The following is a 12,330-nucleotide window of genomic DNA, read 5'->3' as shown; positions in this document are numbered from 1 at the left end:
AATAAAAGGCTGAACAAGAGGTTTTATTGGCAATTTATTCTGCGGCAAATAACTGCGGGTTTGCGTCGGCACTAACATCTAGACCTATCACGATGTATAAGCGCGAAGTAAGCTATTCACCCTCAATAAAAGTCTAACAACTCAATTATGAAATCTTATGGATACTAGCTCTGAGTAAAAGGAACCCGTAGCAATGTCTGAAAATATGGCTCAAAAGCAAGTCGTAAATGACCTTATAACTTTCAAACAAGGTCAAGATTCGCTGTTCAGTGAATCTGATGTGCTTGAGGATAGACTTGAGAAAATCAGAAGTAAGATGTCTGATCTTACTAACATTAAAAATCTTCATTTTCTCTTAGGGGCTGGCGCGAGTGCAGATGCCATACCAGCAATGGAGCCGCTGATAAAAGAAGTTGAGGGAAGGGTAAATAGTCTTGATACGGAAGCTAGTATAGCGGCAGATGAATGTAGTTTTAGTCATCAATCACTAAAAGATGGATTTCAGAATGTTAAGAGGCACTCACCTAAAAATCTTGAGAACATATTGGGAACGCTGACTCAAAGCGCTCCTATTTAAAAGGGGTTGGGGAAAATGATGACATTAATGATTACTTAATCAATCTAATCGAGTCCCAGATATATATATCCATTAACATTGACTGTAATGCAAGTGGCGCTGATAAATCATTCAGTTTATATAAAAAACTCTATCAAAAGCTCTCGTTGAGAAACAAGGACCTTGCTAGAGTGAATGTATTTACCACTAATAATGATCTATTAAGCGAAACAGCCCTTGGCTTTCTGAACATAAACTACAACAATGGTTTTAGTAGTGGGCTATCTCGTTCCTTTAATCCCGCTCGTTTTTCTTACACATTTTCCCGTAAGATTGACTCTGGTATGGAGAAGTATGAACCACTAGAGAATATGGTTTATCTCTACAAACTACATGGTTCGATTAGTTGGGTTGAGTCTGATGATAACTCCTTTTTCAATATCAAGGAGATCGATGTTGCCCCATGTCAGACACCTCCTAAAAATAACGTCCTTATCTACCCTACCCCCTTAAAACAAAACAAAAGTTTAGGTTCACCTTATGCTGATTTGATTCGGGAGTTTCAAACCAAGTTATTACTCCAACATGGGGTCTTAATTGTAATTGGCTATAGCTTTAGCGATGAGCACATTAACAATGCTATTTATGCAGCACTCGCATCGAATCCAAGTTTAAGCGTAGTTATTTTTGGAAATTATTCCCCTTCAGAAAACCTCACAAAACTAACTGATAGGCGTATCTACCAAATCTATGGAGAGTTTGAACCAACGATTAAAGAAGAAGCAAAAGCCATAAAGATCCATTACTTTGACTACATCGTTAACAAGCTGATACCTGATCTAGATAAGGGCCGGGACAGCGACTTGCTTGAGGACTTTATTCGGTCACTTAAGCTAGCAAGAGGTGATAAATGAGAATTGGAACAATCACCTCAGTTAACTTTAACCAATTTAAAGTTAGGGTCTCAACTGAAGTTCGGGGCAACTCAGTTAACCTTGCTGGTGTTATCTACTATTTCGGTAACATTGGTAGTTATCTAAAAACTACCAACTCGATTGGTGAACAGCTTATCTGTGAAGTAGTTTCTATTTTTGATACTGACATGCAAGTTAATAGCGCTGCTTATGACGTTGACAGCACTAGAGAGGTACTCCTGAAGCCTATCGGCACTATTTCGAGGAAAGGCCTGTTTAATCTTGGGGTCGGAATATTTCCCGCTATATACAGTGAAGTAAATATAGTAACGTTTGAAGATATGGAGTTGATACTTCAAACCAGTAGAAACAATGAACTGTGTGATAAAATTCACCAAAGCTTTTATTTGGGGGAGAGCAAGAACTTAATTAATTACCCAATCGATATATCTATCAATTCGTTTTTCAATATCCATTCAGCTGTACTAGGCAACTCAGGCAGCGGCAAGTCGAATACTATTGCTCATATCATTCAGGAAATCCATAAGAAAAAAGACAACTCAGCAATCGGATCTAGGATTTTGATTTTTGATGTGAATGGCGAGTATCGAAATGCGTTTGAACATCATGACAAATGCCCAAATTTAAGTGTACGATTTCTTAAGCCAAATATTGAAACTGTCGAAGATGGTTATGAACCTTTTTTTCTTCCTCACTTCCTGATGAATATTGACGAATGGAGTGCCTTCTTGATGGCAACGGATGCCACTCAGCGTCCTTTCTGGGATAGGGTGCTACAAGAAAGCTATAAATTCTACATGATCTCAACGCGAGCAGGGGATGAGCGTCAAAAGTTAATCAACTACCTGAGATTTAAAATTTGCAATTTACTCCAAACCCTTCACTCACAAGGTGATAGCGAAACAGCGATCATTACTGCAGCAAAGAGTATAATCTACGGAATTTCGGAGCTAATTAAACTTGATGAGGCTTTAGAGGCTGCTTGCCGAGAAGAAGGTATTTTTGAAGACCTTCGAGAATTATTTACGAGTTGCACTATTTCATTTGGTGAAAATAAGGACAAGCTTAGGAAGGCTCTCCAAACAGTTCGAACAAAAGTTAACGATGATGATGTACGTGAGGTTATGGATTATAGAGCTACTACTGAGGAGTTCTTCGACTACCGTTTCCTAAAGCAAGCGGCAAATATGGCTCTACTTGAGGAGGATGCTAAAGGTAACGGTCGAATCAGAGAATACACATCCACAATGATGACTCGACTGGATTTTTTCCTTGATAACGATAATTGCTTATTCATGAGAAAAAACCCTCCAAATGTTAGGAAGATAGAGGATTACCTTGATTGGCTTTGGCAGTCAAAATGTGCCGTCCCTTCACAGACGAACATGGTTATTATTGATACGAGTGAACTTTCCAGAGATGCACTTGAAACGTTAACTTCTGTGACATCTAGACTGCATTTTTCTTACCGGAAAAAGCTTAAAGGTTCAGAAAGGCGTGAGAAACCAATCCATCTGGTCTTGGATGAAGCCCATCGCTATATTAAAAAAGATTCAAAGTATCTTCTGAGAGAGAACATTTTTGAACAGATAGCTCGAGAAGGTCGTAAGTACGCACTGTATTTATTGATATCTTCACAGCGCCCATCTGAACTATCTGGAACCGTATTATCACAGTGCTCTAACTTCATTGTTCACCGCATTCAGAACGAAGTGGATATGAACTATGTTTATTCGATACTACCTTATTTCTCAGATGATTTTGCTAACAAAATTAAACAGTCAGTACCTGGTGAGGCACTAGTCTTTGGTAACTGTGTAGCCATGCCTTTACACGTCCGTATTAAACAAGCATCACCTGAACCAAATAGTGAAAACTGTAAAGTGCATGAGGAATGGTTTAAAACCTTTCCGCCACTTCCCCCACCTCTTCCACAGTTTTAAGTAGCTTGACACCGAGGTTTTAATCAAGTCAAAAGTTAGCTCAGATAACTTTGCCGTATCTGAGCTAACTTTTGTAGCGAATCAAACAGGGTCTTATGTCCTCTGAAAAATTAATTCATGCCCCCCATCGAAGAAAACCAAGTTGTGTGCAACTTGGTTTGATTGAAGCGTTTAGTACAGTTATTTACAGAACTCCAAGTAAAAGCATCTTTGCCATTCTGGCAGGCGACTAGCAAAAGATTTATGAGAGGTTTCGAGGACTTTTGATTCGAGCTATAGCCTAGTTTCTGGCTAAAAGTGCTGTTGAGGTGTTGTTCATTTTTATCATTTGAAGCTTTCAGCATTGGGAGCTAAGGCTTCTGTGCTCATTTGTTTTTATTTAGGTTAAGAGCCTAACTAAAAGCGCCTAAACCTTCTCTATCCTCCATTGGTAGAGTCTGGTGACTATGGTTTTTCCTGCAAACCATAAGCCTTTAATTTTAGAGATCAGCTCTCCGTCATAGTAGCTCTGTAAACACTCCCCCGTTTCCTCATCAATATTCAGTTCGTAATGCAGTTTAATCGGCCTATCTTTAAGTTTGGTCGATACTCCGCCCATAGCCGTTGTGTAACCTTGCCAATCGCTATTATCTGCGGCAAAACGGGCTTGCTCTAGCACTGAGCTATCGTTTTCGCTATCCGTCTTAAAAAGCTTTGTACGGATTCTTCTCAACTCACGCCACACAGAGACACTAGCACCGCCGATTTGCTGAAATTGGCGGATACACCAGCATGAAGCCCAAGCATCAATACGCTGAGCAACCAGAAGTGAATCATTGCCAAACTTATCTTCTCCTAAGCCTTCACCATCAATATTTTTAACAATGTACTTTAAGATATAGCCAGTGGCTGAACCTTTACTCGGGTCAATTTTTTTAAAGTCACAACGGTTCTCAACTGCCCCGCTTTCGTCACCATCAACCTCTAAGGCGTAATGGCGAATAATATCTTGCATGGCTTCAAGCTTTTCGCCTTCAATAAAAAACAACATATGCCAATGAGGTGTGCCGTCATGCTGTGGCTCAACGACACGAAAACCATAGGGGTTGATGTTCTTTCGCTTAAGTTCTGCTCGTGTTTTTTGCCATTGATGATTTAAACATGCATTGGCCTCATCAGGCATTAGCTTCTCCCATTTGGGATTCGGTGCACCTGACTTAGAAAATGCCCTATGATATTTTGAAGGACATGTAACAGTAATAAATAAAGCTTCATGCCCTTCATTTTTAGCTAAATCCTCGAACCCTCTAGCACGACAAATGAGTTCATCTTTTCTAATCTTTGGATTAGACACATTTAAATCAGAGACTTCCTTCAAAGTGTAACGCTGGCCGAGTTCATTAATGATGACACTCGAACTTAATAATTGCTCATTTCTCAACCGTTGAGCAATTCGATTTTTAGTCGTGATATTACTGGCGTAAATCTGTCTCTTACTATTAACAAAATTGAGGTGTAATGCCGCTTTTTCATTGGCCTGAGTAATGACTTTGCGAAACTTTTTCAGCCACCAGCGATTATCAACATATCGCTTAATGCAGCCTGATATTTGAATCTTATTATTGGGTTCAATTGGGCTAACCCCGAAACTAGCTACATATCTAGATAAGAATTCATATAAGGATTTTTGCTGTGCTATTGATAAATCACTAATTGCCCCCTTGGAGCTAGGCATAGCCACTTCAGAAATTGATTCAGGAACATTCCCGTAAATTTCAGGATGAGTTAGGTCACTTGCGGTAATCAACTCAGGAATACTCCCGTAATTTTCAGGATGCGTTCGGTCAAATGCGGTAATTGATTCGGGAATATTCCAGAATGTTTCAGGGTGAGTTCGGTTGTTTTCGGTTACCGATTCAGGGTTATTCCCGAATATTTCAGGATTTTCCTTGCTAATCGGGTTCTTTGAGCAACCGTAATCATTTTTGTTATGGTGCACATTAATAAAATCAATCGCACTTGGGTCGATAGCAATCCGTCTGCCATAATCAGCGCACTCTTTCGCTTTGTTGTTAATATCATCATCAAAGCAAAAAAACATATGTGCGAGCTTTTTAGGTAACAATTTATATAACTTAGTGGTGGTATCTAAGATATGACGATTGCGGTCATAAGGTGTTGGTTTAGCGAATGCCTCTTTTAAAATCGTGCTTTTAATCAAGTTAGAAAATGGTGTTAGTTTTGCAGTGATGAACCGTGCATCAACTTTATCAATACGTGACAGATAAGGCGATAAAATGTCATCATTATCACTCATCGCCTTTACAATGATTTTTTCTCTAAAGCTACTCACACTAAGAAGCTCCAAGCCTGAACAAAGTTGCACATGCTCGCCCCTCTTCGGTCACATAATAACGCTGATACTTTATTCCAAAGGGATAAATCAATTCACTGGTAACAAGATCTGCATCGATAAGCCTTTGAAGTGTTCTAGTATCGAACTTATAACGCTCGCCTTGCTTATTCACATACCGCTCAAGACCATTCATTTGTCGATAGGAATAACCAAGTTCACGACAGATTTCAAAGTGAGTCCCCGTTAACGACAACCAGATTAAAAACCGTTTCTGCTCTTTTGTTAGCTTAGGCATGCTTACCACCTACGGCACACTGCCCTAAGTGTTCCATGCGATAGAAGCTATCAAGCCATAGGTCTAAATCTTCCTTTAGATAACGAACCGCACGACCGATTTTGATAAATGGTGGAGCTGGGGTTCTATTTTCGCGATTTCCCTCCATACGTGACTGACGAAGGAAAGAACGACTCATACCGATATATTCGGCTGTTTCTATTTCTGATAGTGCGCGTTTGTTTTTTGCTGTTGGTATTGTTGTTGGCATGTATGCCTCCATGTATTTCTAAGTACATGGAGGACAATAAAAGGCGTTTTTTCTAGAATGAGCTTATCGATGAGTCGGATGAGCTAATACGTGAAAACTAATTCAAATTTCGGTCTGACTCTTTTTTCTTGCTTCAGTTAACCTGTTTGTAAATGATGAAAAGCTAACGGACTTTCTAGGCTTACCTGCTCTATCTTGCCACCTAATCTGATTGCCTTCGACTTCAGTAAGGATGTTATATTTATCAATCAACCTGAAGCCTTCGACCTCTTCAGATTCACGTTCCAATGCTCGCCAATATTGCTTAGCGTTATACTCAGGGTGTTTTTCAACTACCCTGACAAGTAGCTCACTTAGATCATCGATTCGCTTTGATGTGCTATCTTCCCCTTTAACGGGCTGTGATAATTTAGACGTTTCCCCAGCAGCACTAGATTTCACTACACCAATTTTAACCAAATCAGAATGTAGCAAGCAGATATCATCAAGACAAAGCTCAATACCATCTGCAAAGATTGTTTTTTCAGGGATAGATTTTATCAATTCAGCATTTTTATCTGTAACTTCTAACTCTTTGCCTGTTACCGCCTTAACAATATCCCTTATCCCTTTACTTAACACTCGATAGCCATGCTCTTGCTCTTTAGGAAATAGCTTTGCTGGGATTTCATTCCATAAAATAGTTTTGAGTAATCTAGGTTGCCAAGCATATAGATAACTATTGGGTAAGTCAGATTCAAAAGGATACTCTTCATCAGGATTCGATATGCCCTCTCTATTGAGTATTCGAATGTACTCAACCGAAGTTTCATTGGTGGACAGAAGCACATTTTGCTTTTGCTTAGTAATCCTTATTAAGCCTCGATAATAAACCGAACCAAAGCCTACAAAACCTTTCTCTTTCAGCCACCCACCAATGAGCAATTTTGTTTGCTCCAAGTAAAATGTCAGTTCAATTTGGGAGGACTCAACAAGGTAGCGTAGGTCGCTTAACGAGAGTTCAAATCGCTTTTCTAACTCGTCAAAACGGTAATATTCTTTCTCTATCATTTGAATTCAACGTCCCTATATACCAATCATTTAACCAATCAAGTTTACCGCTGCCGCTTTATGTTCTGGTGCTAAGTGAGCATACCTTAAAGTCATCGTCATATCAGCATGACCTAGTAACTCTCTCACCGTGTTTAGATCAACACTCTTCATTACTAATTGGCTGGCGAAGTGATGCCTTAAATCATGAAAATGAAAGTCCTGTAACTCAGCATCTGCAACCACCTTAGAAAACCCTTTTTTAAAATCTGTTAACGGCTTCCCTGCATTGCCTTCAAATAAAAAAGATGTAAAAGCACTTTGCTCACGCCATTTTGTCAGTACATTGAAAGCAGCGTTGTTTAGAGGGATATGTCTAGTTTTACCAGACTTTGCTGATTCGCCTTTAATCGTTAACACTTTAATTGAGAAGTCTATGTTCGACCACTTGAGCGATAAAATCTCCCCTCTTCGCATACCTGTATTCATCGCAAGAATGACTATTGGCTCGATGTGATCGGCATAAGTATGTTGACTAAGCGATGGTTGCTGAGGATAACCGCGCTTTAACCTATGTTCATTAGCACTCAAACGCTTTGATTTTATAAGCTTGTCTCGCTCAGTCAGTGTGCTTAACAGGGCTTTTTCTTCTAATGGAGTGAGGTATCGAGTTCTACTGTTATCAAGTTTATATGCTTTCACCTTCCCTAATTCATGTGAGTCAATAATCCCCCACTCAACAGCTCGACTCAAAGCCCCTTTTAACGTGTTCACGTTATAGTTGATCGTTGCTTCAGCTTTATTGAGCTTTTTGGCTTTAGAGCGCCATTGCTCAATGTGCCATGCCGAAACCTCTGATAACTGCATATCAGCGAGTTCTTTAAAGTTGTTGAGTAAGACACTTTTGATTTGATCTGCTGTACGAGTGCTGTTGGCGATGAGCCAAGGGTGATATTTGTCTTCTACATAGGTTGAAAACTTATTAAATTTTTTGGCTAGCTCTTTTGCTTTGGCGACTTTCTTATCTGACTGAACATTAATACCCGATGCAACTTTACCAGCTTGTGATTTTGCCATATCACGAGCCTGAGTTGGGGTGATTGAACTCCCCTTACCCAAAAGGTAATTTACTTGCTTTCCATTGTGACGGTAGAAGAGGTAATACGAAATCCCCCCCTTTGCTGAAATTCGAGCATGGAAGCCCTTTATCTCAGTATCGTTCAACCGTTTATCGTCAACAGTTAAACTCTTTACCGATGTCGCATTAATCTTTGATGAAACAGCCATACCACTCCCTGTGTAGCAAATATGTAGCAGATTGAAAGTATAACCAAGATAGGCAATGAATTACAATGAACAAAGGACGTAAAATTAAATAACTTTAAATCAGATGGTTACACATCAAAAATAGCACGTTAAAGTACATTGCGGTTCACTGGAGTTTAGTGATAAATTAGACTCATAATCGTCAGGTCCCCAGTTCGAGTCTGGGAGGGGCCACCAATTAGAAAACAAAAAAGCCCATTGAAAAATGGGCTTTTTTGTGTCTGAAATTCGTTGTAACTCCGCTTTATTCATTCAGCCTATACGCAGGGTCTTGCTCTAAATGTGCTTGTGCAAGAGTAATAGCTTGCACCGCGCGGGAATTAAATTCCCGTTGATATAAGGTATATACCACGAATAAACTGGCAAAAATCAACATCCCGGGATGCATAAACCAACACAATGCTGCCATAGAATAATAATAAGAACGTAAGCCATAGTTATATGAGTGAGCAGCTTGATCTTGTACGACCGCCATTTGCCTTGCATAGCCGAGCATATTTTTATCGGTACCGGTTTTATCCAGTGGCGCAGCACCAATCATAATATTAACAAAACCATATTGACGCATGGACCAAGTAAATTGGAAAAAAGCCAACACAAAAATCCCAGCTAAAAGAGCCAGTTTGACTTGTACCAGAGCATGGTTAGGTGATGCAGTAAAGGGAATAGAACCAATAACAATTTCAAGCTTTTCAACTTGAGAAAAAAGCGTTAATACCCCGGCAAGTATCAGTAAGGTTGTAGAAGCAAAAAAGGCAATGTTGCGTTCTAAATTAGCTAATAACGCCGCTTCAGCCACGCGTATTTCTTTGGCAATCACCTGTGACATCCAATGAATACGTTGTTGATGCATCACTCGCGCTATGCAATTGGTGGTTTTTGCTTTACGACGAGCAAAACTGGTATAGCCTAACCAACTGACTAAAAATACCGTTAAAGCCAGCGCATCTAACCATGAAATCACCATGCTGATTCACCTATGTAAGAAGAAAAATAGATAGATTATGCATCAGTTATCATCAGGCTCAAATCAGTTTGTTATCTAAAGAGCCAAATAACTAAATAGCTAACTCGTTAAAATGGACTTGGACAAACAGCATTAATCCTTTGTTCCGTCATAGGATGGGTAAACGATAATTCATTGGCATGTAACATCAATCTGCTCGACATCTGCTGCGAATGTTCATTATGGTACAAATCACAACCTAAAATAGGATGACCAATTTGCTGACTGTGTAAACGTAATTGATGGGTTCGCCCTGTGATTGGGGTAAATGTCACCCGCGTCGATAATCCTTGTTGATGTCGCTCAATAACCTGGTATTGACTGTGAGCCGGTTTGCCGCTGTCGTGGCAAATTTTCATTAACGGGAAATGATCACTGTCTTTGGCTATTGGTAATTCAATATCACCGCAATCATTAAGCAAGTCACCATATAACACTGCGGTATAGCTTTTGGTAATAGTGCGCTGCTGAAACTGCTTAGTTAATAATCCATTGACCACTTTATTGAGTGCCACCAGCATGATGCCAGAGGTGCCGAAGTCGAGTCGGTGCACTAACGTTGCCGAGGGGTGATCTTGCACTAAACGGTAGTGTACAGAATCCTTGTTTAATGGATTTTTACCTGAGAGACTCAATAATCCTGTCGGCTTATTGATCAGCAGTAGATGTTCATCTTGGTATAATACTTCAATGATCCCATCGCAGGGAGGAGCAATAAATTCGGCCATAATGTCTTCGTAATAACTATCTAAGCCAAGATGATAATAGAAAAGGTGGCCTATAAGCCACCTTTGATACTATTCTCCCACTCTGGCAGCCTCAATAGCTGCGTTTAACGCTAATAGGTTAGTCTGCTCAGCAATAGCACTAATCTCCTCTACAATACGGCTAATATTGGCGCTGCTGTGGGATACCATGCCCACAGCTTATTGAGCTTGAGCCGAATCAGTCGACATACCTTCAACAAACACCATGGCTTGGCTTAAACGCGTCTGACCTCTGTCACATTGACCATCATTGACCCTGTTTCCATTACTGTTTTTGTTACTGTTTTTGTTACTGTTTACATTGCCGTTTCCATTACTGTTTCCATTACTGTTTACATTACTGTTTACATTACTGTTTCCATCACAGTTTGCTTAGAGGCTTTAGCCACTTCAAGCGCGGTGGCAATCATTTGATTGACCGCGGTGACGCCACTTTTAATTTCGCCATATTGTCGATTAACACTCTCACGTGTATGTTTGGCAATATCTGCCGACCTAATGCTTTGTGGTCGTGAACGATCGCCAACAACCCTCAATATTCAACCAAACCATGGATTAAAAAAAATCCCGCTTAATGCGGGATGTTATCGAAACGACTAGATCAGGATAAATTTAATTGAAGACACTATTAAATGTCGCATCCATAATGGCAAGCCCAGCATGGATTTGCTCATCAGGAGCCGTTAACGGTACCAATACGCGGATAACGTTACCGTAAGTGCCGCAAGACAGTAAAATCAGTCCACGGTTACGGGCTTCGGCTAAAATCTTAGCACTGTACTGAGGCGCAGGCTCACCATCTTCCATCAACTCGACAGCAATCATCGCACCTAATCCACGCACTTCAGCAATCTGCGAGTATTTAGCCTGCATATCGCCTAAAACAGACTTCAACATGGCACCAACATCATTGGCTCTGGCAAGCAATTGCTCTTCTTCAAACACTTCGATCACCGCTAATGCAGCAGCGCAAGCAATAGGACTACCACCATAAGTGCCACCTAAACCACCGGCAGTGACGGCATCCATCACTTCGGCTTTACCGGTAATACCAGACAGTGGGAAACCACCGGCAATCGACTTAGCAAACGTAGTAATATCTGCAGCAACGCCCATTTGCTCCATGGCAAAAAAGGTACCTGTACGTCCCGCGCCGGTTTGGACTTCATCGGCAATCAATACAATGCCATGGTTGTCGCACAATTGACGTAAGCGTTTCATAAATGATGGTGTAACCGCGTAAAAACCACCCTCACCTTGCACCGGTTCTAAAATAATGGCGGCGATGTCTGCAGGCTCTGCATCATTTTTAAAAATGCGTTCAATTGATGCCATCGAATCATCTTCAGACACGCCATGCATTTCACATGGAAACTCAGCCCGAAACACATTAGCAGACATCAAGCCCATGCCTTTACTATAAGGTGCCACTTTGCCGGTTAATGCTAGCGCAGCGATGGTTCGACCATGATAACCCGAAGTAAACGCAATAACGCCTGCACGTTTAGTATAAGCACGAGCGACTTTAACCGCGTTTTCAACCGCTTCTGAACCACTGGTAAATAGGGCCGTTTTTTTAGCAAAATCACCCGGCACTAAATGGTTAAGTTTTTCACATACGCTAATGTAACTTTCGTAACCCAAAACCATAAAACAAGTATGTGAAAATGCATCTAACTGTGCTGCCACAGCCGCTTTAACTTTAGGATGCAAATGGCCAGTATTAAGTACCGCAATACCACCGGCAAAATCAATATATTCACGACCTTCAACATCCCATACTGTGGCGTTTTGAGCACGTTCAGTAAAGATTGGGTGAATTTGCCCTACACCTTGTGCCACTGCCGCTTGGCGCCGTGCCATTAGTCCATCATTTGTTTTAGTCATA

The 12,330-nt window shown here is 40.6% G+C and carries 11 protein-coding genes, 1 tRNA gene and 1 pseudogene; 4 read left to right on the top strand and 9 right to left on the bottom strand.

The annotated features are described in order from the left end of the window. Positions 1 to 193 precede the first annotated feature (193 nt). The 3 genes from AAEZ02_RS18450 to AAEZ02_RS18440 all read left to right on the top strand — a co-directional run bounded on the left by AAEZ02_RS18450 (position 194) and on the right by AAEZ02_RS18440 (position 3,434). The gene (locus AAEZ02_RS18450) at positions 194 to 577 is read left to right on the top strand and encodes a hypothetical protein (RefSeq protein WP_351124344.1); all 384 of its coding nucleotides are present in this window, start codon (positions 194 to 196) and stop codon (positions 575 to 577) included. 170 nt (positions 578 to 747) lie between these two features. Continuing rightward, positions 748 to 1,470 (top strand): SIR2 family protein, encoded by a 723-nt coding sequence (locus AAEZ02_RS18445; RefSeq protein ID WP_351124341.1) that lies wholly within the window; start codon positions 748 to 750, stop codon positions 1,468 to 1,470. After that, on the top strand, positions 1,467 to 3,434 hold the full coding sequence (locus tag AAEZ02_RS18440) for an ATP-binding protein (protein ID WP_124012272.1): 1,968 nt from the start codon (positions 1,467 to 1,469) through the stop codon (positions 3,432 to 3,434). The genes AAEZ02_RS18445 and AAEZ02_RS18440 overlap by 4 nt, the downstream gene beginning before the upstream one ends. Before the next feature lie 406 nt (positions 3,435 to 3,840). Here AAEZ02_RS18440 and AAEZ02_RS18435 read toward each other — a convergent pair whose 3' ends face one another. The 5 genes from AAEZ02_RS18435 to AAEZ02_RS18415 all read right to left on the bottom strand — a co-directional run bounded on the left by AAEZ02_RS18435 (position 3,841) and on the right by AAEZ02_RS18415 (position 8,630). Continuing rightward, the gene (locus AAEZ02_RS18435) at positions 3,841 to 5,766 is read right to left on the bottom strand and encodes a replication endonuclease (RefSeq protein ID WP_351124339.1); all 1,926 of its coding nucleotides are present in this window, start codon (positions 5,764 to 5,766) and stop codon (positions 3,841 to 3,843) included. Between the two features lies 1 nt (position 5,767). After that, entirely contained in the window at positions 5,768 to 6,064 is a 297-nt protein-coding gene (locus AAEZ02_RS18430) for a hypothetical protein (protein ID WP_351124336.1), read from the bottom strand. Next, positions 6,057 to 6,314 carry a helix-turn-helix transcriptional regulator gene (locus AAEZ02_RS18425; protein ID WP_351124333.1) on the bottom strand — a complete coding sequence of 86 codons (258 nt, stop codon included), beginning with the start codon at positions 6,312 to 6,314 and terminating at the stop codon, positions 6,057 to 6,059. Before AAEZ02_RS18425 ends, AAEZ02_RS18430 begins: the two co-directional genes overlap by 8 nt. A gap of 102 nt (positions 6,315 to 6,416) precedes the next feature. After that, entirely contained in the window at positions 6,417 to 7,364 is a 948-nt protein-coding gene (locus AAEZ02_RS18420) for a hypothetical protein (RefSeq protein ID WP_351124330.1), read from the bottom strand. Between the two features lie 30 nt (positions 7,365 to 7,394). Next, the gene (locus AAEZ02_RS18415; protein WP_351124327.1) at positions 7,395 to 8,630 is read right to left on the bottom strand and encodes a site-specific integrase; all 1,236 of its coding nucleotides are present in this window, start codon (positions 8,628 to 8,630) and stop codon (positions 7,395 to 7,397) included. Positions 8,631 to 8,782: 152 nt separating this feature from the next. Here AAEZ02_RS18415 and AAEZ02_RS18410 point away from each other — a divergent pair. Continuing rightward, a tRNA-Met gene (locus AAEZ02_RS18410) sits at positions 8,783 to 8,846 on the top strand. Between the two features lie 67 nt (positions 8,847 to 8,913). Here AAEZ02_RS18410 and AAEZ02_RS18405 read toward each other — a convergent pair. The 4 genes and pseudogenes from AAEZ02_RS18405 to gabT all read right to left on the bottom strand — a co-directional run bounded on the left by AAEZ02_RS18405 (position 8,914) and on the right by gabT (position 12,329). Next, the gene (locus AAEZ02_RS18405; protein WP_124012277.1) at positions 8,914 to 9,636 is read right to left on the bottom strand and encodes a DUF599 domain-containing protein; all 723 of its coding nucleotides are present in this window, start codon (positions 9,634 to 9,636) and stop codon (positions 8,914 to 8,916) included. A 107-nt stretch (positions 9,637 to 9,743) separates the two neighbouring features. Next, positions 9,744 to 10,403, bottom strand: coding sequence for an RluA family pseudouridine synthase (locus AAEZ02_RS18400; RefSeq protein ID WP_124012278.1), 660 nt, complete (start codon positions 10,401 to 10,403; stop codon positions 9,744 to 9,746). Between the two features lie 72 nt (positions 10,404 to 10,475). Then, positions 10,476 to 10,945: pseudogene (locus tag AAEZ02_RS23765) on the bottom strand (methyl-accepting chemotaxis protein); the annotation flags it as partial. A gap of 109 nt (positions 10,946 to 11,054) precedes the next feature. Continuing rightward, a complete protein-coding gene (gabT, locus tag AAEZ02_RS18385; protein WP_124012281.1) occupies positions 11,055 to 12,329 on the bottom strand; it encodes a 4-aminobutyrate--2-oxoglutarate transaminase in 1,275 nt (424 codons plus the stop codon). Position 12,330: the final 1 nt, after the last annotated feature.

Origin of the sequence: Shewanella sp. T24-MNA-CIBAN-0130 (genome assembly GCF_040310185.1) — a bacterium.
GTDB classification, from domain to species: domain Bacteria; phylum Pseudomonadota; class Gammaproteobacteria; order Enterobacterales; family Shewanellaceae; genus Shewanella; species Shewanella psychromarinicola.
The sequence above is the reverse complement of the archived record's forward strand: the minus strand, read 5'-3'. Positions and strand labels throughout refer to the sequence as shown.